Here is a 22,302-nt window from a genome sequence, read left to right as displayed (position 1 = left end):
CAAAGGCAAGCTGCGGGCGGATTGGCGAAGGCCGTGGCCACCGGTGACGCGTCGAGGGTGGCATCCGGGCAACAGGCGCGCCGCGCCACCGGCAGCCTTTTGCCGTCAGGCGACGTGGCGCCCGGCAGGACGGCCGCGCTCCGGCGGATAACCTGCGATCGGTGCCCGCGGATTGGCCCGCGCGGTGTTCAACGCCGCCTCGGCATGGAAGAGCAACTGCATCGGCTCATCGGCGTCATGGGTCAGCGCAAAGCCGATCGACAGGCCGAGCCCGCCATGGGTGGAGCCATGCTCGGTGGCAAAGACCAGATTGTTCTCGACGGCGGCGTGCAGGCGCTCCGCGATGGCATGCGCATCCTCGGCCGCGACGTCGCTGAACAGGAAGGCGAAGTCGTCGCCGTCGATGCGTGCCACCACGTCGTTCTTCTTGATGGTCTTGCGGAAGATGGTTGCGAGCCTCTGCAGCAGGCGGTTTCCGGCCTCCTCGCCAAACTGCTGGTTGATCGAGCGGAAGTCGTCGATATCGACGAGAAGCAGCGCGTGGCCGGACGGCGGCACGTCGTGCCCGTAAAGATCCTCCAGGCGCTTCATGAAGGAAAGCCGGTTCGGCAGGCCGGTGAGCCTGTCCTTTTCCGTCGCCGCTTTGGCCGTCTCCACGGCACGCTTGGCCGCCTCGATCTGCTGCAGACCGCTCTTGAGCTTCAATCCGAGCTCGGTTTCCGAATGCAGAAGGTCGCTCGTTGCCCCGTTGAGGAAGTCCAGTTCGGCGATCAGGTCGCCCACGCCGCGGCCTTCGTCTTCGCGGATCGATTTCAGGATGGTCTCAAGCGCCCGGGCAAAGGTCTGCTTGTGCAGGATGCCGAGAGAAACATGTTCTCCGAGCTTGTCGAGTAATCCGGTCGCGTCCGCCTGCAGCCTATCCTCGGCGATGCCGCAATGGCCGAGCAGGCGATGCTTCAGGCCGAGCTGGTCGAGATCATGCTGGGAGGGGCGCTGGCCGAGGGCGGCGAGCCCGCGCGCCAGGGCCGGATGGTGGCCGTTCAGGGCCTCGTGGACCAGCTCGTAATTGCGGGGGAGGCCGCCGATCATGTGTTTGGCCATGTAGCCTGCCACCTTCTGCAACTGGTCGTGACCGGCTGCAATCCGCGCATTCTGTTGGTGTCGCTGTTGCGCGTTGCTGGCATCGTTCTGCATGGCATTCCCCTTCGTGGTCCGCCGGATTGGTCCGGTCTGCTTGTCGATAGGCCGGTCAGGCCTTTGCGGGAGAATCTTGCCGGCAAGTATCAGCATTCCGTTAAACGCGGCCGGCTAGGTCGAACGAGGGTTAATGCCTGCTGAACCGGGATGCGAGACCGGACTTGCTTTGCCAATTCTGTCCGGCGGCGACAGCTTCGCCGAGCCTATAGAACTTAATTAAATCTTAGTCGGCGCCATCTATTTTGACCTTGCGGCGCGACCATCTCGGATCTGGAGGGATCCGGTCGCAAAGTAACGCCACTGAATGAGGAGCGGTGTGCGGAAAAACAAGGAGTGGCGACTTATGGCAATCCAGAAGTCGATCGTCTTGGCAAATTTCGCATTTTTCTTGCTGCTGATCGTGGCGGTCTGGGTGCGTCCTGCCGGGCCGTTCGTCCTGGTCGTGACGGATCCGGAAGCAGATGCGAGCGGGAACATGCGGGTGATCGGAGACGCGGGCGGTCGGCTCGTCTGGTCCGGCCGCTATGCATGGGTCTCCGTTGCCTATTCCGATGCAAATGATTTTGCCGGCCGCCTGATGCGGGCTGGCGCTCTCCTTGTCCTGAATCATGATTTGGCAGTCGGCTGCCTCGAAGGGAACTGACATGAATGCTCTGAACGCACTGCGTTACAAGGCTTCGACGGGGATCGTCGCGCTTCTGTGGCTCAATCTTGCGTTGATCGCGCTTCGCAATGCTCTGCGGGCCGAGGGTTTTGACGTCTTCGCGATCGTCGCCACCCTGTTGATCGTCGGTTCGGCGACCTTGAGCTGGATGAAGGATCGCACCGGTGGGACGACCCGCGTCGTCACCTCGATGGCGCATGCGGCAACGGTTGCCGTGCTGGTCTACTCCTTTGCCGGCTCGCCCCTGCAGATCGACATCCACATGTACTTCTTCGCCTCGCTGGCGATCTGTGCGGTCTGGGTCGATTGGCGCGCGATCGTCGGCTATGCGGCGCTCGTCGCCGTGCATCACATTCTGCTGTTCTTCGCCATGCCGCTCGCGATCTTCCCCGGCGAGTCCGATTTCTCGCGCGTGGTGCTGCATGCGGTCGTGCTGATCCTACAGAGCGGTGTTTTGATCGCGCTCACCCATTCGGTCGTCAGCGCTTTTGTCGCTTCCGAGGCAGCCGTCGAGGCGGCCACGAGCGCCGAACGCAAGACCATGACGATGGCCGAGCAGGCCCGTCAGGCAGACGAACATGCCGAACAGATGCGCGCCGAGCGCGAGCAGGAAAAGGCCCGCGAGGCCGAAGCGGTCGACTTTGTCGTCATGAAGCTGGACGAGGCGCTCAGCCAGCTCGCCGCCGGCAATCTGTCGCATCGTATCTCGCAGGAGTTCAAGGGCGAACTCGACAAGCTGCGCAGCTCGTTCAACACCTCTGTCGAAGGGCTGGAGTCGGTCATCAGCCAGGTGAGCCAGGTGGTCCGCATCATCCGCGATGGCACCGGCCAGATCGGCGACGCCAATCACGACCTGTCGGCGCGGACCGAGCGCCAGGCGGCTTCGATCGAAGAAACCGCAAGCGCGCTCAGCAACGTCACCGAAACCGTGCAGCAGACGGCCAAGGTCGCCGAAAATGTCGGACGTCTGGTCGAGCATGCCCGCAACGGCGCCGAGCGTTCAGGCTCGATCGTCACCAATGCCGTTCAGGCCATGGGCAAGATCGAGACCTCGTCCCGCGAGATTTCGCAGATCATCAACGTGATCGACGAGATCGCCTTCCAGACCAACCTCTTGGCGCTGAATGCCGGTGTCGAGGCAGCGCGTGCCGGTGAAGCCGGCAAGGGCTTTGCCGTCGTTGCCCAGGAAGTGCGCGAGCTCGCCCAGCGTTCCGCCAATGCCGCCAAGGACATCAAGGCGCTGATCAATGCTTCGGGCGCCGAGGTCAAGAACGGCGTCGGCCTGGTCGACCAGACGGGTGAGGCGCTGCACACCATCGCCAACGAAGTCACTGCCATCAGCGTGGAAGTCGAGAAGATCGTGCGCAGCGCCCGCGAACAGTCGACCGGTCTTACCGAGATCGACGCCGCCATCGGCCAGATCGACCGCAATACCCAGCAGAACGCGGCAATGGTCGAGGAATCCTCGGCCGCCATCCAGTCGCTCGCCAACGAGGCGTCCGCGCTCGAACAGCTGATGGTCCGCTTCCAGATCTCCGGCGGCAACGGCTACGCGCGGCGCCAGCGCGCCGCCTGACAGGCGCATCGCATGACCAACGTTCAGAAGCCGGCGGAGCGATCCGCCGGCTTTTCTCGTTCAGAATATCTCTCGACCGGCGCCTAAAGCCAGGCCTGGCCCTGTTGCCGCAGGAAGTAGAGCAGATCGAGCGCCAGCGAGGGCTTGCCGAGCGCCGTCAGCGTCATGTGGCACTGGCCGCGGTGATGGGTCTGGTGGTTGAAGAAATGCGACAGGCCGGGTGCCAGCTTGTGGCTGACCGGAACGGGGTTGCTCACCGGCGTATAGGCGATCGTCGCTTCGAGTTGTTCGGCGCTCAGGCCGTCGATCCACGCGACGATCCGCTCGTCCTCTGCCGCACGCGCCGAGGCCAGGTCGGCGAAATTGTCGCAAGGCCGCGCGTTGAGCGCCTGGTAGGTCGGTCCTTGCCCGGTGAAGCGGTGAAGCCATATCCGGTCGGCCACGAGAATGTGGCTCATCGTGCCGAACAGGGAACCGAAGAACCCGCCCGCATTGCGATTGAGTTCTTCGTTGTCGAGCTGGCCTGCCGCTTCGTAAAGAACGGCGTTCGCCCAGCGATTATAGGCGGCGAACATCTGGAAATGCTGGCGCATGACTGTCTCCGATGAATGGGCTCGCGGTATCCTAACCGGGATCGCCACAAGTTGGTTTGATGAAACCGATGAAATTTCCTGATTTGATTGTTGGCGGATTTTGCGTTCGAGTTCGCCGCCACCGCCCGCCATCGCCACAAGGAATGACCGATGTCCAGAACGCTCTACACCCTTTGCGGCGCTGACAGCGCCCGCCCGTTCTCGCCCCATTGCTGGAAGACGGTAATGTCGCTGCGCCACAAGGGCCTCGATTTCGCCGAGACGCCGCTGCCGTTCACCGAAATCCCCAAGGTGGAGAACGGCGCGACGAAGATCGTCCCGCTGCTGCGCGACGGCGAACAACTGGTGGCCGACAGCTTTGCCATCGCCCTCTATCTGGAGGAGACCTATCCGGAGCGGCCGTCGCTGTTTCGCGGCGAGGGTGGCAAGGCCATGGCGCGTTTCGTCGAAGGCTATTCGCAGATGGTGCTGCACACGGCAATCAGCCGCATCGCGCTCCTCGACATCCACGACATGCTGGCGCCCGTCGACAAGGCCTATTTCCGCTCCAACCGCGAGGAACGTTTCGGCAAGCCGCTCGAACAGGTGGCACCCGATCGCGCCGCCGAGATCGCCGCTTTCCCGGCCAAGCTCGAGCCCCTGCGGCACATGCTGAAGTTCCAGCCCTTCATCGGCGGCGAGCGGCCGCTGTTTTGCGACTACATCCCGTTCGGCGCGCTGCAATGGCTGCGCATCACCACCGGCTCGATCCATCTGGCCGAAGACGATCCGGCCCGCCTGTGGTTCGAGCGCTGCCTCGACCTCTATGACGGAGAGGCGCGGGCGGTCGCCTGAATGGGGGCGGGCCGAAGGTCGTTCAACGGCCATAGGTGACGGTAAGGGAGGCGCGGGCCAGCGCATTCGCATTGGTCATGAAGCCGATCAGCGCGCCGCTTGCGCTTTCGTCAAGTTCGAGCTTGTCGACCGAAAGGGCCGAGACGCTGAAGACATAGCGGTGCGTCTGGCCGGGCGGCGGGCATGCGCCGAGATAGCTGGCAAAGCCTGCATCCGCCCGGCTCTGGACCGCGCCCTTGGGCGCGCCGTTGTCCGGGGTGATCCCGGCATCGAGCGCCTCCACATCGGCCGGGATGTTGAACATCACCCAATGCCAGAAGCCCGAGCCTGTGGGCGCATCCGGATCGTAGGCACTGACGACGAAGCTCCTGGTTCCGGCCGGCGCATTCTGCCACGACAGCGCCGGCGATACATTGCCGCCGTCGCAGCCGAAGGTGTTGGAGACCTGCGCCTTGGCAAGACTGCCGCCGTCCTTGAGATCGGGGCTCGACAGCGAGAAATCGGCGGCGAGTGCGGGCATGCCGGCGAGGGTGGTCAGTGCGGCGGCGGCGGCGAAGGCTCTGAATGTCATGATCGGGTTCCTCTCGATTGGGAAGCCCGACACTACTCCGAGGACTACTCCGCCGCGGCTCTGGGGCGCTCGACCTCTGCCCCGGAACGCTCATCCGCCTCCGCTGCGATGCGGATGTCTCGCGGCGAGAGGCCGAACCGGGTGCGGAACCGTGCCGCAAACTTCGATGCCGATTCATAGCCCACGTCGAGCGCGATGCGGTTGATCGGCAGTTCGGTTGCCTGCAGCAGCGCAAGCGCCGTCGTCATGCGCACGTCGGCAATCACTTCGGTGAGGCTGGTGTTCAGGAGAGCCAGCTTGCGCCGCAGTGTCTGCTCGCTCATCCCGACCCGGCGGGCAATCGTGCCGGCCGTCCAGTCGCACGCGGGGTCGGAGCGAACCAGCGTTCGGATGCGCAGGGCGAGGTTTTCGCGCGCATCGGGCAGCAGGCCGATCCCGAGCGCCTGCAGCCGGATGACCAGTTCGCCGAGAACATGACGGTGCACCGCCTCTTCGGTCTCATCCCCTTGCGAGATCGTTTCGGAGGCGCGCTCGAGCGCCTGACGGAATCCGGTGTCGGGCTCGATCAGCGTCGCCTCCGAGGTCGGACGGAGTTTCGGGTCGGCATAGAGCGCCACGAGGCTGGGAGCGAGCACATAGGCGTCGGAATGATAGGCGCCGTCCGCGCCGACCCCGTTGGTCACCGTGCATTCGAACCCCTGGGGCAGGAATATCGCCTGTCCCGGCCCCGCGCTGACGTGTCCGTGCTCGGTTGCCGCACGCTTCCAGCCTTGCCTGACCAGGATGATGGCCGGCTGGTCGATGTGGAAACGCCGGAACTGCCCCGTCGAGGCCTGCAGGATCGAGCAGTGCACCGCCATGTCCGGCAGCGCCCGTGTATAGCGCCGCGCGCTGTCGGAAAGTCTTTGCATGGACCGCTCCAGTTGATGACCGTTCCTTGTACGCCCTGGGCCAGGAGGCGTCGCGTCAGGATGGCGATGATTAGTATGACGCTGGCGTGAAATTCGTCCATCCCCCTTGTTTTCAGGGCCTGAGACGGCTAGAAACCGCCCACTTTCCCAATAGGACAAAAGGACTAGACCGATGGCGATTGAACGCACCTTTTCGATGATCAAGCCGGACGCAACGAAGCGCAACCTGACGGGCGCCATCACCAAGATGCTCGAAGACGCCGGCCTGCGCGTCGTCGCCTCCAAGCGCGTCTGGATGAGCAAGCGCGAAGCCGAAGGCTTCTACGCCGTTCACAAGGAACGCCCCTTCTTCGGCGAACTGGTTGAAGGCATGACCTCGGGCCCGACCATCGTTCAGGTTCTCGAAGGCGAAAACGCCATCCTGAAGAACCGCGAAATCATGGGCGCCACCAACCCGGCCAACGCCGATGAAGGCACCATCCGCAAGACCCACGCCCTGTCGATCGGCGAGAACTCGGTGCACGGTTCGGATGCCCCGGAAACCGCTGCCCAGGAAATCAAGTACTGGTTCTCGGACACCGAAATCGTCGGCTGAATCGGGATTTGAGCACGGCCGCATAAGGCCTTGCAAAGTTTGATGAACTGGGGTCGCAAGATCCCGGTTCTTTCATTTCGGGCAGGAGAGATCCTGGGCATAGTCGGCGCTGCCGTCCGCTTTGAAGACCTCGGGGTTCTTCGTGTAGACCGGCCCGACCACCAGCGGTTTCGACGGCAGGATCGACTGGTCCTGGCTGGAGACGATGGTCGTCGCGATCGTCTGAAGCTCGCGTCCGCCCGCATCGACGATCCGGATCGAGACCGCATAGGGGCGGTCCTTGGCGATGCAGCGCATCGGCGGGCTCTCGACGGTGACCTTCTTCCAAAAGGGAAAGATCTTCGCCCGGGTTACGTGCGGCGCGCCGCCGGCCGGGTTCTCGAAGGTCGTCTCGACATAGCTCTCGTCCGGCAGGGCGCCGTTGCGCGCCAGCGTGATGACGGCGGTCGCCTGTGCCACGCGATAGTTGAAGATGAAGACCTTGCCGGAGATGACCAGCGGTTTCTCGATGTCATCGCGCTGGCAGCCGGCGAGCGCCAGGACGACGGCGGCGAGGAGCACGGTTTTCCGGTGGGCTGTCACGTCGCGTCTTCCTTTCGTGTCCGCCGATAGTGGCGATTGGCCTTGATGCGGTTGCCGCAGACCGCCATGTCGCACCATGTGCGGCTGCGGTTCTTGCTGCGGTCGAGAAACAGCCAGCCGCAATTGCCGCAGATCTTCAGGCGATCCGGTTCCGGCGTGGCGGCGAGGTGCAGGGCCGAGCGCGCGGTTGCCGCCTCGAGCGCTGTCTCCGACGATGCCAAGCGCAGCATCAGGGCTGCGGCTTCCAGCAGGTCCGCCAGCGTTCTGCGATCGGCTTGCCCCAGAACCTGTGCGCGAAAATGCCGGTCGATCGCCTCGCGCAGGTGCAGGAAGCCATCGGTGTTGGGCGCCTCGACCGGGGCGATCGGGCCGAACAGGGCGCGTTCGGCACAGAACTGTTCGGCTGCGGCCGGAAAGGCGGCGAGCTGCTCCTCGACGGCGAAACGGTCGATGCTGCGGTCACGGTCGAAGCGCAGGATCACGCTGTTGGCGACATCGAACGCCAGCGCGCCACCGGAGAAACGATGCGGGGTCCAGGAAAAGGTCATGCGGAATTATAACTGGTAAAACCGTTTTTGCCAGTTATAAATGAGAGAGGAGGCGATGATGGTCTATCTCTTTCAGCAATTGGCCAATGCCGTGCCGATCGCGGCGCTCTATGCGGCGCTGGCCTTCGGCTATGCGCTGATCTTCGGCATGACGCGGCGTCCGGACATCACCTATGGCGCTCTCTTCGCCTTCTCGGGGCAGATCTTCCTGATCTTTGCCCAGTTCGCCTGGGATAGCCTGTTCCTCATCCTGCCGGCCGCCCTCACGCTCGCCGCGGTCGCGTCGCTTCTCTACACGCTGGGCACGGCAGGCGGCATTGCGCGCTACGTGATGCGTCCGCTGCACCGGCATTCGCCGAATGCCGTCATCGTCGCCTCGCTCGCCCTGCTGATCCTGCTGTCGGAATCGACCCGGCTTGCCATGGACAGCCGCGAGATCTGGCTGTCGCCCTTTCTCAACGACCGGCTCGTCTTCTTTCGTCACGGCGGAGCGGAGGTGGGGCTGACGGCCATCCAGCTCGGCAATGCGGCGATCATGGCGGCCCTGGTGGCGCTCGGCCATCTGCTGCTGGTGCGCACGAGGGCGGGGCGCGTCTGGCGGGCGGTGGCGGACGATGCAAATGCCGCGCAGCTTTGCGGCGTGAACGCCGACGCGGTCTTCGCGCTGTCCTATCTGTCCGCCGCCTTCGTCGCGACGGTCTGCGCCATCTTGGTCACCTCCTACTACGGCACGATGGATTTCTCCTCCGGTCTGCTGTTCGGCCTCAAGGTGGTGCTGATCGCCGCGATCGGCGGTCATTCCGTGCCGTTGCGTTCGGCGCTCGGGGCCGCGGTCTACGGGTTCGCCGAAACGCTCTGGGGCTCCTACCTGCCGCTTGCCTGGCGCGACATGGCGCTCTTTTCCATGCTCGTCCTGCTGGCGGTGATGTATCGCCGCGAGGCGCGGATCTGAGCCCTGGCCCTGAACCTTGGCCCGCTGCCGGGCTTGAGCGTCGGTCGACACCTTCCGGTGGACCACCGACCGGCGCGATTGACGCCGGCATTCGGGCGCGCTTTATGGGGTAAGGATACGGCCAGTGCCGGATTCTCGCCCGCAAACGCCAGAGCGCTTAACGGACTCCATGAACAGCATTCGCCGGCAATTGATCCCTTGGCTGAAGGTCCTCGTCTCGCAGGGCCTCGTTCTGGCGCTCGTGCTGTGGCTGCGGGAGTCCATCCCGGTCGGCGGGCCACTGCTGCTGGTCGCCCAGGGTCTTGTCGCGGCGCTGCTCGGCAGGCTGCTCGGCCTGTCGCCGTTCTGGATCCCCATCCAGATCCTGCTGCCGCTCGCGGCCGCGTATAATGCCGTGGTGCCGGCCTGGGCCTATCTTGCCGCCTTTATCGTCTGCGCCCTGATCTACTGGAACAGCGCGTCCGAGCAGGTGCCGCTCTACCTCACCAACCGCAAGACCTGGCAGGCCTTGGACACGATCGTCTCGGAGCAAAAGGCGACCTCCTTCGTCGATCTCGGCAGCGGCATGGGCGGCGTGGTCACCTTCCTGGCAGACGCCCATCCGGGGCTTCGCGCCCGCGGCGTGGAAACCGCACCGCTGGTGTTCCTGGCATCGCGGATCCGGTTGATGCTGCAGCGTCTGCCCAATGCCGAGTTTGCCTATCGCAGTATCTGGGACGAAGACCTGTCGGCCCACGACGTCGTCTATTGCTTCCTCTCACCGGTGCCGATGCCGAGGATGTTCCTGAAAGCCAAGGCCGAGATGCGGCCGGGGACGCTGTTCGTCAGCAACAGCTTTGCCGTGCCCGACGTGGAGCCGGATGCGGTCGTCGAGGTCGATGACACGAGGAAGACGCGGCTTTACCTCTACCGGATTTGAAGCTCTGTCGGATCAGGCGGGGCCGATCAGCGCCACTTGTCGCGGGCGCGGTCGTCGGCATCCTTGGCCGAGACCCAGTCGCCGGCCGTGCCGTCCTTGCGGTGTTCCTTCTTCCAGAAGGGCGCCGAGGTCTTGAGATAATCCATCATGAAACTGGCCCCGTCGAAGGCGGCCTGGCGATGCGGGGCGGTGGCGATCACCAGCACGATCTGCTCGCCCGGCGCGATGCGGCCGAAGCGGTGGATGGCGGTGAGGCCGATCAGGTTGAAGCGGGTGATGGCCATCTCGCCGATGCGCCGGATCTCGGCCTCGGCCATGCCGGGATAGTGTTCGAGTTCCAGCGCCGAAAGCGTGCCGGCCTCGTCGCGGCAAAGGCCGACGAAGGAAACGACCGCGCCGATATCGGCCCGGCCCTCGGTGAGAGCCCGGCTCTCGGCGGAGAGGTCGAAGTCCTGGCTCTGGACGCGCACGGTCGGCATGGTCATTTCATCGCTTCTCCCGCTTGCAGGCCCATGCGGCGAGCCCATGTCACCCGCCGGTCATCGGCGGGAAGAGGCCGATCTCGCGGGCGCCGGCGATCGGCTCGTCGTGCTCGACATGCTCCTGGTTGATCGCGACGCGGATGGCCTTGGGAAACTGCAGGGCGTTCTCGTATTCCTCGCCAAGCGTCGCAAGATGGGCGATGAGGTCGCCCGCGGTCTTCACATGGGCCGGAAGATCGATCTCTTCCTCGCCCTTGCCGATCCGCTCCCTGACCCAGGCGAAATAGACGAGCTTCGTCATCCTCAGTCCACCATATGCTTCACGCCGGCGCGGAAGTAGTCGTAGCCGGTGTAGAAGGTCAGGACGGCCGCGATCCACAGCAGCGTAATGCCCATTTCGGTCGTGTAGGGCAGGACCTTGTCGCCCGCCGGGCCGGCCAGCAGGAAGGCCAGGGCGAACATCTGCGCGGTGGTCTTCCACTTGGCGATCTGCGTCACCGGCACGCTGACCTTCAGCGCGGCAAGGTATTCGCGCAGACCCGACACGAGGATCTCGCGGCAGAGAATGGTGATCGCGGCCCAGAGCGACCATCCGGCAATGGTGCCGTCGGCGGCCATCAGCAGCAGCACCGAGGCGACCAGAAGCTTGTCGGCGATCGGATCGAGCATCCGGCCGATATTGGAGGTCTGGTTCCAGATGCGGGCGAGATAGCCGTCCAGATAGTCGGTTATCGAGGCGACGATAAAGATGCCGAGGCCAGTCCAGCGGGCGAAGTCCGAACTTTCCAGCCGGCCCTCGATGAAGAAGCACACGACGATCAGCGGCACGGCAAGAATGCGCGCGTAGGTCAGGAGATTCGGAATGTTGTAAGCGCGCGAAGCCATGATGCCCTGTCTGTCGGATGATTTTCGAGTGTAGATGACGGTTTCCCGACGCGACCGTCAACACAAGATTTCTTAATTGTTTTTAAGGCGGCAAGCGAGGAAAGCACGCTTGGTGCCGTCAATCTGCGGCGTTTTCGTGGAAATGATTGTAAATAAGCCTGGCAACCGCCTCGGAAATGCCCTCGACGGCCGTGAGATCCGAAACCGCGGCGCGCGACACCGCCTTGGCCGTGCCGAAATGCTGCAGCAACGCCCGCTTGCGCGTCGGGCCGATGCCGGCGATCTCATCGAGCGGGTTCTTCACCATTTCCTTCTTGCGCCGTGCCCGGTGCGAGCCGATGGCGAAGCGGTGCGCCTCGTCGCGCAGGCGCTGGATGAAATAGAGCACCGGATCGCGCGGCGGCAGGGTGAAGTCCGGGCGGCCGAGTGCGAAGAACCGTTCCCGCCCGGCATCGCGGTCGACACCCTTGGCGACGCCGATCGCGGTGACGCAGTCGGAAATGCCGAGTTCGTCGAGAATGGCGCGCACCGCTGTCATCTGGCCCTGGCCGCCGTCGATCAGGATCACGTCGGGCCAGGCGGGGAAAGCGGCGTCGGCCGAGTCGTCCGGCGCCGCGCTGCGGTCGGGCTTTCCCTCTTCCTTGAGAAGACGCGAGAAGCGGCGTGTCATCACCTCGCGCATCATGCCGAAGTCGTCGCCCGGGGTGATGTCTTCCGACTTGATGTTGAACTTGCGGTACTGGCCCTTGACGAAGCCTTCCGGCCCGGCGACCACCATGCCGCCCACGGCATTGGTGCCCATGATGTGGGAGTTGTCGTAGATCTCGATGCGACGCGGCACGTAGGTCAGGCCGAAAGTTTCGGCGAAACCCTGAAGCAGGCGTCCCTGCGATGCCGTCTCGGCGAGCTTGCGGCCATGGGCCTCGCGCGCATTGGCGGTCACATGGTCGACGACATCCTTCTTGTCGCCGCGCTGCGGCACGAGGATATGCACCCTGTAGCCGGCGCGCTCGGTGAGCGCGGTCGCCAGCAGGTTCTGTTCCTCGATGACTTCCGACAGCAGGATCTGCCGCGGGCAGGGCTTGTCGTCATAAAACTGCGCGAGGAAGGCGTTGAGCACCTCGGCGCTGCTCATCTGTGGATCGGCCTTGGGGAAATAGGCCTGGTTGCCCCAGTTCTGCCCGGCGCGGAAGAAGAACACCTGGATGCAGGTGAGCCCGCCCTCGTGATGGATGGCGAACACGTCCGCCTCCTCGACATTGGCCGGGTTGATGCCCTGATGGCTCTGCACGTGGCTGAGGCCGGCGAGGCGGTCGCGAAACACGGCGGCGCGCTCGAAATCGAGATTCTCTGCCGCCTCGTTCATCGCCGCTGCGATCGATGCCTTGACGTTCTGGCTCTTGCCCGAGAGGAAGTCCTTCGCCTCGCGCACCAGCTCGGCATAGTCGGTCTCCGAAATCTCGTGGGTGCACGGACCGGAACAGCGCTTGATCTGGAACAGCAGGCAGGGGCGGGTGCGGCTTTCGAAGACACTGTCGGTACAGGTCCGAAGCAGGAAGGCCCGCTGCAACGAATTGATCGTGCGGCCAACCGCGCTGGCGGAGGCGAAGGGGCCGAAATAGTCGCCCTTGCGGCCGCGCGCGCCGCGATGCTTGTAGATCGCCGGTGCCCGGCTGTCGCCGGTGATGAGGATATAGGGAAAGCTCTTGTCGTCGCGCAGCAGCACGTTGAAGCGCGGTCGCAACCGCTTGATCAGGTTGGCTTCGAGCAGCAGCGCCTCGACCTCGGTCCGGGTCGTGACGAATTCCATGTTGGCCGTCTCGCGCACCATGCGCGTCAGCCGGTTGGAATGGAGCCGGCCCTGTGCATAGTTGGTGACGCGCTTCTTCAGGCTGCGCGCCTTGCCGACGTAAAGCACATCCCCCTCGGCATTGAGCATGCGGTAGACGCCCGGACTGTTGGGCAACTGCTTGACGAACTCGCCGATCAGCTCGGCGCCGACAAGGCCGGTTTCGTTGACGTTGGTCACGCTCCAGTCGACGCTCAGCACCGCGCGCGGCGCATCGCTCTCGACGACGATGTCGTCGTCCTCTTCCGTTCCGTCATAGAGAATGCCGCCGTCCGGCAGCTTTCCTCCGGTCATTCCTTGATCTCCGTTGCACCGGCTCCACGCCAGGCGAGATGCTGTCCGCCATCGAGCGCAATCATTTGGCCGGTGATCGACGGCGTGTCAAAAAGAAAGCGGATCGTCCGGCCGAATTCCCCGAGTTCCGGCCCGCGTTCGAGCGGCAGGGCGTTGATCTGTGCCTGGAAGTCCTCCTGCGCCTGCCGCGCGCTCTTCAGCGTCGGCCCCGGGCCGATGCCGTTGACGCGAATCCGCGGTGCGAAGGCCTGCGCCATTGTATGCGTTGCGGCGAACAGCGTGGCTTTCGACAGGCCGTAGGAAAAGAAGCGCGGCGTCGGCGCCAGCACCCGCTGGTCGATGATATTGACGATCAGCCCCTCGCGATCGGCCGGAAGCTGCTGAAACAGCGCGGAAGCGAGAATCGCCGGCGCCCGCACATGCAGGGCGAAATGCTGGTCGAAGATCTCGGCGTCGAAGGCCTCCGCGCTGTCGTCCAGAAAGACGGAAGCATTGTTGACGAGCAGGCCGATCGGTCCGAGCGCAGCGGCGGCATCCGGCAGCAGCCGGGCCGTGGCGTCGAGGTCCCGAAGGTCGGCCTGCAATGCGGTCGCCCGGCCGCCCAGGCCACGAATCTCCCCCGCAAGGCTCTCCGCCTCGTCTTCCGAGTGGTTGGCATGCACTGCGATGGCAAAACCGTGGCTGGCCAAGTCGAGAGCAATTGCGCGCCCAAGTCTCTTTGCCGAACCGGTGATGAGGGCCGTCTTCGGAATGTTGTTTTCCATAGCGATCTGACTTGGTTCTATGCGGTTATGCTTGGCATATAGGATGGCCCGCCGCAGTTTGCATAGGGATTCGCTATTTCTTTTCTTCATGTTTGAAAGCGTATAATTGGAACTAATTTCAGTTTAACTGCTATTATTCTTAGTATATCTGCGTTTACACCTTGTTATGGTTAATGAAAAGTTTGTTGCTGTTAAGCAACATCCAATTTTCGTCACGCACGCGCCACAATGAATTCATATTTCGGCTCTTTCAACTCCTCAATTGGCCTCCATGTTTAGTTCGGAACGGGCAGGGATTTACATCGATCGTTCAGGCTGTCGCCAGATTGTTTCTGACGCGGCTGGGAACTGAAAGGAGACAAGTATGCGTACCCTCACTATGATTCTTCTGGCTTCCGCCACGAGCATGATGGCGCTTCAGGTTGCCAACGCAGCCGACGCCGTCGACCAGATTCCGGAAGCTCCGGCCGCAACCGAAACCTATGCCGCTCCGACCGGCTGGGGCGGTGCCTATGTCGGTGGCGCGGTCACCTATGACTGGGGCCGTTTCGGTGGCAGCGACGAACGTGACGCCAATGCTGTCGGCGGCACGCTTTACGGCGGTTACAACATGCAGAACGGCCAGATCGTTTACGGTGCTGAAGCAGACGTCGGCTACAACGGCGAAGACGGTTCTGCCGGCGCAGGCCTGACCGGCACCCAGGGTGTCAACGGCTCGCTCCGCGCCCGTGTCGGTTACGACATGAACCCGTTCCTGGTCTATGCGACCGGTGGTGTTGCCGCCGCGAACCACACGATCGAGAGCGCGACCGACGAAGACTCCAAGGCCGCCATGGGTTACACCGTCGGTGCCGGTGTCGAAGCCCTCGTCACCGACAACATCATGGCACGCGTCGAATATCGTTACACCGACTACGCTTCGCGTGACTTCGACATCGACGGCGCCACGGTATCGCGCGGTTTCGACGACCATTCGGTCAAGGTCGGTATCGGCATGAAGTTCTGATCTGAACGAACGAAGAATACGGAAAAGCCGGGCGCAAGCCCGGCTTTTTTGTTTGCGCGTCATGCTTTTGCGGCTTGGTCACGTTTGCGGACGGAATTCTCCGTAGGCCTTGAAGCGCTCGGAAAACTTGCCAGGCCAGGCGGCCAGGCGCGTACGGCCGTTCTCCCATTCGCCGGGAAAACGCAGCATCAGATAGCCGAGCAGGGAGGCCAGAGCAAAATGGCCGCCATGCAGCGACTTGCCGAATTTCGGCATGTTGGCATTCAGATAGTCGAGACTGCGCTCCACCTTGGCCCATTGGCGATCGATGGCGTCCTGGCTCACCAGTTCCGGCGGCCGGAAGCGCTTCTCGTAGACGATCGCCAGCAGGCAGTCGTTGATACCGTCGCAGAGCGCCTCGAGCACTTCGGCCTCGGTCCGCTTGTCGTCCTTCTTCGGATAGAGCCGCCCTTTTGCGCTTCTGTGCAGGTAGTGCATGATCGCGCGGCTGTCGAAGATCGCCTGGCCTTCATCTGTCACCAGGGTCGGGATCTTGCCGAGCGGATTGCTCCCGATCAGTTCGGGCGGGTTGTCGGAGGTGTTGACCACCACGTCGTCGATGGCGATGTCGAGATGGTGAGCCGCCATGCGGACCTTGGCGGAGTAGGGAGAGGTCGGCGAACTGAACAGTTTCATCGGTGTGGTCCTGGTTGTGATTCTCAAGCGTGCGGGAAGCGCGTGCGCTCAGTCGATGGGTGGAACGGTGATCCGGCCCTGGCGGCAGCCGTTTCCATCGACCTGAGGGCAGGCGCGGAAGCGAAGATCCCGGGTCAGGCAGATCTGCACTTCGTCCAGCTTGCCTGCCTCGCAGGTGACGGCGATGCCGCGCGGGCTCAGGCCCTGGTTGGCGGAAACGAACTGACGCTCGAGATCCTCCGGCCGGACCTTCGTCTCCTTCGATGTGTGCTTGAGCGCAGGCGGTATCGTCACGCGCTCAAAGGCTTTGCGCATGGCGGAAAAATAGTCCTGCTGGCTGAGGCCGGAACAGGTGCCGTGCTTGCGCCACTGGTGACCGATCAGGCCCATGGACGGCATGATGTCGAGATACTGGCGTCCGAGGCTCGACGGTACCCGGCCCGGCTGGTCGCTCGGACAGGATTGGGGATATCCCCGTTCGTATTGCGGCCACAGCCCGTGGACGATCAGGCCGAACGCGCGGGTGGTGCCGCACTGGTCGCGGTTCTGCGCCGCCTTCCCGGTGGCGCAGAAGGTCGGCGACCAGGAAAGCGACAGCACGTAGAAATCAAAATCGCGCCCGCGGTCCTCGCTGTGCGCCACGCCAGCGCCGAGCCAGACGAAAGTGGCCAGGAAAAGTCCAAATACCGTCCGGGCAGGTTGAACCATTAATCCTTCATCTCCAAAATGGGCAGGTCGCCAGCGGTCTGGCGGCAGCGCGCTCGGTATCGGGGAGAGATGATCGGCAAGACTGGATGACCCTGAAGAAATATTTCTGGCCTGTGGTGGGCGCCGCGACGATCGCGGTATCCGCTTGGCTTCTTTACAAGGAATTGCGTGGGCTGTCACTCGACGACCTGCATGACAGCCTTTCCCAGATAGCCACGCATGACTGGGTGCTGGCGGGTCTATGTTCGCTGGTCGCCTATGCCGCGCTGGCCGGGTACGATCGTATCGCGCTGATGCATCTCGACCGCAAGGTCAACTGGCTGTTTATCGCGCTCGCCTCCTTCACCGCCTATGCGCTGTCCCACAACGTCGGCGCCTCGGTCATTTCGGGCGGCATGGTGCGCTACCGGGCCTATTCGTCCAAGGGGCTCGATGCGCGCGAGATTGGCGGTCTGATTGCGCTGTGCTCCTTCACCTTCCTGCTCGGCGCACTGCTTCTCACCGGTCTCGTTCTCGTCTGGGAGCCGGATATTACCGGGCGCTTCGGCGACCTCCTGCCGATCGGCGCGTCGATGGCGACCGGCCGCGTCATCCTTGGTCTCGTCGGCCTCTATACGATCGCCAGCATGCTGAGGCTCCGGCCCCTGCGCATCGGCACCTTCCAGGTCACCTATCCGGCACCGCCCGTCGTTCTGTCGCAGTTGCTGGTCGGCCCGATGGAACTGATCGGCGCCGCCGGCATCATCTATTTTGCCCTCCCGGAGCTCGGCAATCCGGGTTTCGTCGTCGTGCTCGGCATCTTCCTGGTGTCGTTCTCGGCCGCCCTGATCTCGCACGCGCCGGGCGGGCTCGGCGTGCTCGAACTGGTCTTCGTCATGGGGCTGCCGGAAATGGACCAGGCGGACGTCATTGCTGCGCTCCTGGTGTTCCGCCTGTTCTACCTGCTCATTCCGCTGGCGATCGCGCTCTTGGTCATTCCGATCTTCGAACGCACGCAGTTCCGTGCGGGCCAAGAGCCGGGTGGCGACGGCGAGGTCTGAGTTAGCGCAGCGACTTGCAGTGCGCGCCGTAGACGTGCCACGGATCAAGGCCGCTCACGCAGAACTCGACCGACGAGCCGAGGCCGGCATAGCCCCAGTCGCTCTCGATCAGGAACCAGAGCTGGCGGCGCTCCCCGTCGGTCATGGTCACCTTCGCCTGGCAATAGCGCCGCTCGACACGGTGAGTTCCGTCCCGCGGCTCCAGCCGGCTCTCCGAGATGATGCCGAAGTCGGCGATCGACAGGTCCATGTCGAGGAAGCTTCGCATGTTCTGGGCAAGACGGCTGGATACCGTCCCCGTCACCTGTTCGCAGGACGGCGTGCCGGCAGCCGCCTCGGTCGCAATGGCGAGCGGGAGCAGGGCGGCGAGTGCAAGCGCGGTGCGGATCAGAGATCTGGCGAACATGGAAGCTCTCCCTTCGCCCTCAGAATGTTGGCAAAGCAGAGCAAGGTCAAGGGAGGGCGGGGCTGGAAGTGATCCCTGCCGACGCTTGTGGCGATGCTTCGCTATGGAGAGCCTCAGATGCGGACAGCAAACTGACTGGCTCGTATCGGAGACTGCGCTGCCCGCGTACTGCGCGTGAAGCCGCCTATTTGCCTTCAAACCAACGCGGCTATCTGCCTCCGTCTCGCTCCCTCGATTTCGTTGCCCAAAGACAGTCAACGTAAAGATTAATTATCTCATCTTTAGTTTTGTATTGCTCATCTTTGTCCCGAAACATTATGCGGTCCATAAGATTAAATGCCACTCTCTCAGGCGAGCCTGAATCTGGAAAGTTCGCGACATTTACGGACTGATCGGCCATTTGAGTTCCTCCACTTTGGCCGAGCCATCTTCGCCAATGGTCCACATATTTCAAGGAATTTCGCCAAATAGTTGAGTTGTCGAGGAATTTTCGACTGCATTTCAGTTCCAAGATGACGCACCCAAATAGGGACGGGTACGCCCCCTCAGTCGTCCTGCCGGTCCGAGTCCGTGGCCTCGCCGCGCAGCCAGAAGCAGCGGTGCGACGCATAGCGATCCTGCGCCATCACGCGCTTCAGCTCGGGAAGCGCCGCATGCAGCTCGTCCTTCAGCGTGAAGGGAGGATTGACGATGATGAGGCCGGTGCCGGAAAGCCCGGTCGTGTCGCGGTCGCTCTTCACCGACAGCTCGGCGCACAGCATCTTGGGGATCTCCAGCGCCTTCAGCGCTTCGTGGAAATCGGCAATCGGCGCGCCTTTCTTGATCGGATACCAGAGGCAATAGACGCCGCCCGGGAAGCGGCGCCAGGCGCGCGAAAGCCCTTCGATCAGGCGGTCATATTCGCCCTCTTCCTCGAAGGGCGGGTCGACCAGCACGATGCCGCGCTTTTCCTTCGGCGGCAGATGGGCGCCGAGCGCCAGCCAGCCGTCGAGTTCCGTCACGCGCACCTGGTAGTCGCCCTCGAACAGCCGGGCCAGCCGGCGGCTGTCGTCGGGATGGAGCTCCATGGCCGAGAGACGGTCCTGCGGCCGGAACAGCATGCGGGCGAGCTTCGGCGAACCGGGATAGAGCGTGATCTCGCCCTCAGGGTTGAGGCTGCGGACCGCATCGAGATAGGGCGCGAGGATCGTGGCGACCGGCTCCGGAAGCTTCGCCTCCATCAGATGGCCGATGCCCTCGCGCCATTCGCCGGTCTTCTGGGCCTCCTCGGAGGAGAGGTCGTAGAGGCCGATGCCCGCATGGGTGTCGAGCAGGCGGAAGGCCTTGTCCTTCTGTTGCAGATAGACGATCAGCCGCGCCAGCACCGCATGCTTCAGCACGTCGGCGAAATTGCCCGCATGGTAGATGTGGCGATAGTTCATCTGTCGTCCTGATGGGTTGTATGAATTGTCGGAATGGGGCTTTTGAGCCGCCCGGCCATGCCATATACAAACGTCATGAACATCGCGAGCCCTATCCGAACCACTGGTCATACGGTCTGTCCGCACGACTGTCCATCCGCCTGCGCCCTCAACGTCGATCTCGACGCGGACGGCCGCATCGGCCGCGTCCGCGGCTCGCCCGACAACAGCTACACGGCCGGCGTCATCTGTGCCAAGGTCGCCCGCTATGCCGAGCGGCTCTATCATCCCGGCCGGCTGTTGACGCCGAAGCGCCGCAAGGGCGCGAAAGGCGAGGGCGCCTGGCAGGAGGTCTCCTGGGACGATGCGCTGGACGAGATCGCTTCGGCCTTCGTCAAGGCCGAAGCGGCGCACGGCTCCGAAGCCGTCTGGCCTTACTTTTACGCCGGCACGATGGGCCAGGTGCAGCGCGATTCGATCGAGCGCCTGCGCCACGCCAAGCGCTATTCCGGCTTCTTTGGCTCGATCTGCACCAACATGGCCTGGACCGGCTATGTCATGGGGACCGGCGCGCTACGCGGTCCCGATCCGCGCGAGATCGCCAAGGCCGATTGCGTCGTCATCTGGGGCACCAATGCGGTCGCCACCCAGGTCAATGTGATGACCCATGCGATGAAGGCCCGCAAGGAACGCGGCGCCAAGATCGTGGTGATCGACGTCTACGACAATGCGACGATGAAGCAGGCCGATCTCGGCCTGATCGTGCGGCCCGGCACCGATGCGGCGCTCGCCTGTGCCGTGATGCACATCGCCTTCCGCGACGGTTACGCCGACCGCGCCTACATGGCGCAATATGCCGACGACCCGGCAGGGCTCGAGGCCCATCTTCTGACCCGGACTCCGGAATGGGCGGCTGCGATCACCGGGCTTTCGGTCGAGGAGATCGAGACCTTCGCCCGCCTGATCGGCACGACGAAGAAGACCTTCTTCCGTCTCGGTTATGGCTTTGCCCGCCAGCGCAACGGTTCGGCCGGCATGCACGCCGCGCTGTCGGTCGCCACCGTGCTTGGCTCCTGGCAGTACGAAGGCGGCGGCGCCTTCCACAACAATGGTGACATCTTCCGGCTGAACAAGGCCGAACTGATGGGCACCAGCTATGCCGATCCGGACATCCGCATGCTCGACCAGTCGCAGATCGGCCGCGTGCTGACCGGCGATGCCGAAGCCCTGCGCCACCGCGGCCCCGTGACCGCGCTGCTGATCCAGAACACCAATCCGGTCAATGTCGCCCCCGAACAGCGCTTGGTGAAGAAGGGCTTCCTGCGCGACGACCTGTTCGTCGCCGTGCACGAGCATTTCATGACAGAGACGGCGGAAGTCGCCGACATCGTGTTGCCGGCCACCATGTTCGTCGAGCATGGCGACGTCTACCGTGGCGGCGGCCATAGCCATATCCTGCTCGGCCCGAAGATCGTCGAGCCGCCGGACACGGTGCGCACCAACCTCTTCGTCATCGAGGAACTGGCCAGGCGCCTCGGCGTTGCCGACCGCCCCGGTTTCGGCCTCTCGGAATACCATCACATCGATCACATGCTGAAGGCGAGCGGCTGGCCCGGTTACGACACGCTGAAGGAAGAGCGCTGGTTCGACTGTCAGCCGGAATTCCGCCAGGCCCACTATCTCGACGGTTTCGGCCATGCCGACGGCAAATTCCGCTTCCGCCCGGACTGGCAGAACGGCAATTCGCCGAACAAGCCGCCGGCCAAGCTCGGCAATCTGGGGCCTGTCGCCGCGCTGCCCGAGTTTCCCGACCAGGTCGACCTGATCGAGACGGCGGACGCTGCGCATCCTTTCCGGCTGGCGACCTCGCCGGCCCGCAACTTCCTCAACTCGACCTTCTCCGAGACGCCGACGTCGCGGGAGAAGGAAGGGCGTCCCGAAGTGATGGTCAATCCGGTCGATGCGGTGCGGCTGGCGATCGCAGACGGCGACGTCGTGCGCCTCGGCAACACGCGCGGGAGCCTGCGCATCCACGCCCGGGTGACCGATGCGGTGAAACCCGGCGTGCTGGTGGCCGAAGGGCTGTGGCCGAACAAGGCGCATCTCGACGGCGAGGGGATCAACGTGCTGACCGGGGCCGACGCCGTCGCGCCGCATGGCGGGGCCGCCTTCCACGACAACAAGGTCTGGCTGGAAAAGGCCGCCGGATGAGCCGCTTCGATCAGATCCGCATCGCCATCCTCAAGGACGAGACCCTGTGGAAGGGCTGGAGCCATTTCCGCCGCATCGTCTTCGACTACATTCGGCCCGACAACAGCAAGGTCGAGCTGGAGTGGGAGGTGTTCGACCGCGGCGAGGCCGTGGCGATCCTGCTCTACGACCCACAGCGGCGCGTCGTCGTCATGGTCCGGCAGTTTCGCATCCCGGTTCACCTGATGGGCGATCATGCCTTTCTGCTTGAGGTGCCAGCCGGCTCGATGGAGCACGGCGAAGACCCGGCCGAAACCGTCTGCCGCGAGGCGATGGAGGAAACCGGCTACGAGGTCGCCGCGCCGCGGCATCTCTTTAGCGCCTATACCTCACCTGGCGCAGTGACGGAGAAGGTGCATTTCTACTTCGCCCGCATCGAGGCCGCCCACAAGACGGCCGACGGCGGCGGACTGGCCGAGGAGCACGAGGACATCGAGATCACCGAGCTCTCTCTCGACGAAGCCATGGCGATGATCGCCGACGGTCGCATCTGCGACGCCAAGACCATCATGCTGCTGCAATGGGCGGCGCTCAACCCGGATGAACTTTTGGCCTGACAAAAAAATGGCCGCGGACGCGCAAAGGGTGCGTCCGCGGCCGG

The 22,302-nt window shown here is 63.7% G+C and carries 25 protein-coding genes; 10 read left to right on the top strand and 15 right to left on the bottom strand.

Features of this window, described 5'->3' with window-relative positions; genetic code table 11:
- Nucleotides 1–105 precede the first annotated feature (105 nt).
- Nucleotides 106–1,194: a GGDEF domain-containing protein gene (locus L867_RS24690; RefSeq protein WP_037172677.1), complete on the bottom strand. Its 1,089-nt coding sequence runs from the start codon at nucleotides 1,192–1,194 to the stop codon at nucleotides 106–108.
- 346 nt (nucleotides 1,195–1,540) lie between these two features.
- Between L867_RS24690 and L867_RS0106320 the strand changes: the two genes are divergently transcribed.
- Both L867_RS0106320 and L867_RS0106315 read left to right on the top strand, forming a co-directional pair.
- Nucleotides 1,541–1,840 (top strand): hypothetical protein, encoded by a 300-nt coding sequence (locus L867_RS0106320; protein ID WP_028736096.1) that lies wholly within the window; start codon nucleotides 1,541–1,543, stop codon nucleotides 1,838–1,840.
- A 1-nt stretch (nucleotide 1,841) separates the two neighbouring features.
- The gene (locus L867_RS0106315) at nucleotides 1,842–3,437 is read left to right on the top strand and encodes a methyl-accepting chemotaxis protein (RefSeq protein ID WP_051438849.1); all 1,596 of its coding nucleotides are present in this window, start codon (nucleotides 1,842–1,844) and stop codon (nucleotides 3,435–3,437) included.
- Nucleotides 3,438–3,520: 83 nt separating this feature from the next.
- On the opposite strand, the gene L867_RS0106310 is transcribed toward L867_RS0106315, so the two are convergent.
- Nucleotides 3,521–4,030: a DinB family protein gene (locus tag L867_RS0106310; protein ID WP_028736094.1), complete on the bottom strand. Its 510-nt coding sequence runs from the start codon at nucleotides 4,028–4,030 to the stop codon at nucleotides 3,521–3,523.
- Nucleotides 4,031–4,180: 150 nt separating this feature from the next.
- On the opposite strand from L867_RS0106310, the gene L867_RS0106305 reads away from it, so the two are divergent.
- Nucleotides 4,181–4,864, top strand: coding sequence for a glutathione S-transferase family protein (locus tag L867_RS0106305; RefSeq protein WP_028736093.1), 684 nt, complete (start codon nucleotides 4,181–4,183; stop codon nucleotides 4,862–4,864).
- 22 nt (nucleotides 4,865–4,886) lie between these two features.
- On the opposite strand, the gene L867_RS0106300 is transcribed toward L867_RS0106305, so the two are convergent.
- Nucleotides 4,887–5,435 carry a YbhB/YbcL family Raf kinase inhibitor-like protein gene (locus L867_RS0106300; protein ID WP_028736092.1) on the bottom strand — a complete coding sequence of 183 codons (549 nt, stop codon included), beginning with the start codon at nucleotides 5,433–5,435 and terminating at the stop codon, nucleotides 4,887–4,889.
- 44 nt (nucleotides 5,436–5,479) lie between these two features.
- On the bottom strand, nucleotides 5,480–6,346 hold the full coding sequence (locus L867_RS24685) for a helix-turn-helix transcriptional regulator (protein WP_051438848.1): 867 nt from the start codon (nucleotides 6,344–6,346) through the stop codon (nucleotides 5,480–5,482).
- A gap of 172 nt (nucleotides 6,347–6,518) precedes the next feature.
- Here L867_RS24685 and ndk point away from each other — a divergent pair, with 172 nt between their 5' ends.
- Nucleotides 6,519–6,941, top strand: a complete 423-nt coding sequence (gene ndk, locus L867_RS0106290) for a nucleoside-diphosphate kinase (protein ID WP_028736091.1) — start codon at nucleotides 6,519–6,521, stop codon at nucleotides 6,939–6,941.
- Nucleotides 6,942–7,013: 72 nt separating this feature from the next.
- Here the strand turns inward: ndk and L867_RS0106285 are convergent, their stop codons facing one another.
- Together L867_RS0106285 and L867_RS0106280 are read right to left on the bottom strand one after the other, a co-directional pair.
- Nucleotides 7,014–7,523 carry a hypothetical protein gene (locus tag L867_RS0106285; RefSeq protein WP_028736090.1) on the bottom strand — a complete coding sequence of 170 codons (510 nt, stop codon included), beginning with the start codon at nucleotides 7,521–7,523 and terminating at the stop codon, nucleotides 7,014–7,016.
- Nucleotides 7,520–8,071, bottom strand: coding sequence for a CGNR zinc finger domain-containing protein (locus L867_RS0106280; RefSeq protein ID WP_028736089.1), 552 nt, complete (start codon nucleotides 8,069–8,071; stop codon nucleotides 7,520–7,522). The genes L867_RS0106285 and L867_RS0106280 overlap by 4 nt, the downstream gene beginning before the upstream one ends.
- 58 nt (nucleotides 8,072–8,129) lie before the next feature.
- On the opposite strand from L867_RS0106280, the gene L867_RS0106275 reads away from it, so the two are divergent.
- Complete coding sequence (locus tag L867_RS0106275; RefSeq protein ID WP_028736088.1) at nucleotides 8,130–9,023, top strand: branched-chain amino acid ABC transporter permease; 894 nt, start codon at nucleotides 8,130–8,132, stop codon at nucleotides 9,021–9,023.
- Between the two features lie 169 nt (nucleotides 9,024–9,192).
- Nucleotides 9,193–9,942: a class I SAM-dependent methyltransferase gene (locus tag L867_RS0106270; RefSeq protein ID WP_028736087.1), complete on the top strand. Its 750-nt coding sequence runs from the start codon at nucleotides 9,193–9,195 to the stop codon at nucleotides 9,940–9,942.
- Nucleotides 9,943–9,968: 26 nt separating this feature from the next.
- Here the strand turns inward: L867_RS0106270 and L867_RS0106265 are convergent, their stop codons facing one another.
- The 5 genes from L867_RS0106265 to L867_RS0106245 all read right to left on the bottom strand — a co-directional run bounded on the left by L867_RS0106265 (nucleotide 9,969) and on the right by L867_RS0106245 (nucleotide 14,216).
- Nucleotides 9,969–10,427 (bottom strand): molybdenum cofactor biosynthesis protein MoaE, encoded by a 459-nt coding sequence (locus L867_RS0106265; RefSeq protein WP_028736086.1) that lies wholly within the window; start codon nucleotides 10,425–10,427, stop codon nucleotides 9,969–9,971.
- 43 nt (nucleotides 10,428–10,470) lie between these two features.
- Complete coding sequence (gene moaD, locus L867_RS0106260) at nucleotides 10,471–10,725, bottom strand: molybdopterin converting factor subunit 1 (RefSeq protein WP_028736085.1); 255 nt, start codon at nucleotides 10,723–10,725, stop codon at nucleotides 10,471–10,473.
- A gap of 2 nt (nucleotides 10,726–10,727) precedes the next feature.
- Entirely contained in the window at nucleotides 10,728–11,309 is a 582-nt protein-coding gene (gene pgsA, locus L867_RS0106255; RefSeq protein ID WP_028736084.1) for a CDP-diacylglycerol--glycerol-3-phosphate 3-phosphatidyltransferase, read from the bottom strand.
- Between the two features lie 118 nt (nucleotides 11,310–11,427).
- Nucleotides 11,428–13,452, bottom strand: a complete 2,025-nt coding sequence (gene uvrC, locus L867_RS0106250; RefSeq protein WP_028736083.1) for an excinuclease ABC subunit UvrC — start codon at nucleotides 13,450–13,452, stop codon at nucleotides 11,428–11,430.
- Nucleotides 13,449–14,216 (bottom strand): SDR family oxidoreductase, encoded by a 768-nt coding sequence (locus L867_RS0106245; RefSeq protein WP_028736082.1) that lies wholly within the window; start codon nucleotides 14,214–14,216, stop codon nucleotides 13,449–13,451. Before L867_RS0106245 ends, uvrC begins: the two co-directional genes overlap by 4 nt.
- Before the next feature lie 364 nt (nucleotides 14,217–14,580).
- Here L867_RS0106245 and L867_RS0106240 point away from each other — a divergent pair, with 364 nt between their 5' ends.
- A complete protein-coding gene (locus tag L867_RS0106240) occupies nucleotides 14,581–15,222 on the top strand; it encodes an outer membrane protein (protein WP_028736081.1) in 642 nt (213 codons plus the stop codon).
- Nucleotides 15,223–15,300: 78 nt separating this feature from the next.
- On the opposite strand, the gene L867_RS0106235 is transcribed toward L867_RS0106240, so the two are convergent.
- Both L867_RS0106235 and L867_RS0106230 read right to left on the bottom strand, forming a co-directional pair.
- On the bottom strand, nucleotides 15,301–15,897 hold the full coding sequence (locus L867_RS0106235; protein WP_028736080.1) for a glutathione S-transferase: 597 nt from the start codon (nucleotides 15,895–15,897) through the stop codon (nucleotides 15,301–15,303).
- 48 nt (nucleotides 15,898–15,945) lie between these two features.
- Entirely contained in the window at nucleotides 15,946–16,605 is a 660-nt protein-coding gene (locus L867_RS0106230; protein WP_084638466.1) for a ribonuclease T2 family protein, read from the bottom strand.
- Nucleotides 16,606–16,691: 86 nt separating this feature from the next.
- Between L867_RS0106230 and L867_RS0106225 the strand changes: the two genes are divergently transcribed.
- Nucleotides 16,692–17,645, top strand: a complete 954-nt coding sequence (locus L867_RS0106225) for a lysylphosphatidylglycerol synthase domain-containing protein (RefSeq protein WP_028736078.1) — start codon at nucleotides 16,692–16,694, stop codon at nucleotides 17,643–17,645.
- A 1-nt stretch (nucleotide 17,646) separates the two neighbouring features.
- Here L867_RS0106225 and L867_RS26345 read toward each other — a convergent pair whose 3' ends face one another.
- Together L867_RS26345 and L867_RS0106215 are read right to left on the bottom strand one after the other, a co-directional pair.
- Nucleotides 17,647–18,051: a hypothetical protein gene (locus L867_RS26345; protein WP_051438847.1), complete on the bottom strand. Its 405-nt coding sequence runs from the start codon at nucleotides 18,049–18,051 to the stop codon at nucleotides 17,647–17,649.
- A 545-nt stretch (nucleotides 18,052–18,596) separates the two neighbouring features.
- Nucleotides 18,597–19,472: a 23S rRNA (adenine(2030)-N(6))-methyltransferase RlmJ gene (locus L867_RS0106215; RefSeq protein WP_028736077.1), complete on the bottom strand. Its 876-nt coding sequence runs from the start codon at nucleotides 19,470–19,472 to the stop codon at nucleotides 18,597–18,599.
- A gap of 57 nt (nucleotides 19,473–19,529) precedes the next feature.
- Between L867_RS0106215 and L867_RS0106210 the strand changes: the two genes are divergently transcribed.
- Both L867_RS0106210 and L867_RS0106205 read left to right on the top strand, forming a co-directional pair.
- Complete coding sequence (locus L867_RS0106210; protein WP_104368104.1) at nucleotides 19,530–21,662, top strand: molybdopterin-containing oxidoreductase family protein; 2,133 nt, start codon at nucleotides 19,530–19,532, stop codon at nucleotides 21,660–21,662.
- Entirely contained in the window at nucleotides 21,659–22,258 is a 600-nt protein-coding gene (locus tag L867_RS0106205) for an NUDIX domain-containing protein (protein WP_028736075.1), read from the top strand. The genes L867_RS0106210 and L867_RS0106205 overlap by 4 nt, the downstream gene beginning before the upstream one ends.
- The last annotated feature ends 44 nt before the right edge of the window (nucleotides 22,259–22,302 follow it).

This window comes from Paenirhizobium selenitireducens ATCC BAA-1503 (assembly GCF_000518785.1).
GTDB lineage: Bacteria > Pseudomonadota > Alphaproteobacteria > Rhizobiales > Rhizobiaceae > Allorhizobium > Allorhizobium selenitireducens.
The sequence above is the reverse complement of the archived record's forward strand: the minus strand, read 5'-3'. Positions and strand labels throughout refer to the sequence as shown.

What these genes read in the sequence shown, in the direction of transcription:
- L867_RS0106230 (WP_084638466.1), bottom strand. Translation starts at nt 16,605, where the DNA reads ATGGTTCAACCTGCCCGGACGGTATTTGGACTTTTCCTGGCCACTTTC.
- L867_RS0106300 (WP_028736092.1), bottom strand. Translation starts at nt 5,435, where the DNA reads ATGACATTCAGAGCCTTCGCCGCCGCCGCCGCACTGACCACCCTCGCC.
- L867_RS0106240 (WP_028736081.1), top strand. Translation starts at nt 14,581, where the DNA reads ATGCGTACCCTCACTATGATTCTTCTGGCTTCCGCCACGAGCATGATG.
- L867_RS0106270 (WP_028736087.1), top strand. Translation starts at nt 9,193, where the DNA reads ATGAACAGCATTCGCCGGCAATTGATCCCTTGGCTGAAGGTCCTCGTC.
- moaD (WP_028736085.1), bottom strand. Translation starts at nt 10,725, where the DNA reads ATGACGAAGCTCGTCTATTTCGCCTGGGTCAGGGAGCGGATCGGCAAG.
- L867_RS0106205 (WP_028736075.1), top strand. Translation starts at nt 21,659, where the DNA reads ATGAGCCGCTTCGATCAGATCCGCATCGCCATCCTCAAGGACGAGACC.
- L867_RS0106315 (WP_051438849.1), top strand. Translation starts at nt 1,842, where the DNA reads ATGAATGCTCTGAACGCACTGCGTTACAAGGCTTCGACGGGGATCGTC.
- L867_RS0106265 (WP_028736086.1), bottom strand. Translation starts at nt 10,427, where the DNA reads ATGACCATGCCGACCGTGCGCGTCCAGAGCCAGGACTTCGACCTCTCC.
- L867_RS0106275 (WP_028736088.1), top strand. Translation starts at nt 8,130, where the DNA reads ATGGTCTATCTCTTTCAGCAATTGGCCAATGCCGTGCCGATCGCGGCG.
- L867_RS24690 (WP_037172677.1), bottom strand. Translation starts at nt 1,194, where the DNA reads ATGCAGAACGATGCCAGCAACGCGCAACAGCGACACCAACAGAATGCG.
- L867_RS0106225 (WP_028736078.1), top strand. Translation starts at nt 16,692, where the DNA reads ATGACCCTGAAGAAATATTTCTGGCCTGTGGTGGGCGCCGCGACGATC.
- L867_RS0106245 (WP_028736082.1), bottom strand. Translation starts at nt 14,216, where the DNA reads ATGGAAAACAACATTCCGAAGACGGCCCTCATCACCGGTTCGGCAAAG.
- L867_RS26345 (WP_051438847.1), bottom strand. Translation starts at nt 18,051, where the DNA reads ATGTTCGCCAGATCTCTGATCCGCACCGCGCTTGCACTCGCCGCCCTG.
- L867_RS0106280 (WP_028736089.1), bottom strand. Translation starts at nt 8,071, where the DNA reads ATGACCTTTTCCTGGACCCCGCATCGTTTCTCCGGTGGCGCGCTGGCG.
- uvrC (WP_028736083.1), bottom strand. Translation starts at nt 13,452, where the DNA reads ATGACCGGAGGAAAGCTGCCGGACGGCGGCATTCTCTATGACGGAACG.
- L867_RS0106310 (WP_028736094.1), bottom strand. Translation starts at nt 4,030, where the DNA reads ATGCGCCAGCATTTCCAGATGTTCGCCGCCTATAATCGCTGGGCGAAC.
- pgsA (WP_028736084.1), bottom strand. Translation starts at nt 11,309, where the DNA reads ATGGCTTCGCGCGCTTACAACATTCCGAATCTCCTGACCTACGCGCGC.
- L867_RS0106215 (WP_028736077.1), bottom strand. Translation starts at nt 19,472, where the DNA reads ATGAACTATCGCCACATCTACCATGCGGGCAATTTCGCCGACGTGCTG.
- L867_RS24685 (WP_051438848.1), bottom strand. Translation starts at nt 6,346, where the DNA reads ATGCAAAGACTTTCCGACAGCGCGCGGCGCTATACACGGGCGCTGCCG.
- L867_RS0106235 (WP_028736080.1), bottom strand. Translation starts at nt 15,897, where the DNA reads ATGAAACTGTTCAGTTCGCCGACCTCTCCCTACTCCGCCAAGGTCCGC.
- ndk (WP_028736091.1), top strand. Translation starts at nt 6,519, where the DNA reads ATGGCGATTGAACGCACCTTTTCGATGATCAAGCCGGACGCAACGAAG.
- L867_RS0106320 (WP_028736096.1), top strand. Translation starts at nt 1,541, where the DNA reads ATGGCAATCCAGAAGTCGATCGTCTTGGCAAATTTCGCATTTTTCTTG.
- L867_RS0106210 (WP_104368104.1), top strand. Translation starts at nt 19,530, where the DNA reads ATGCCATATACAAACGTCATGAACATCGCGAGCCCTATCCGAACCACT.
- L867_RS0106305 (WP_028736093.1), top strand. Translation starts at nt 4,181, where the DNA reads ATGTCCAGAACGCTCTACACCCTTTGCGGCGCTGACAGCGCCCGCCCG.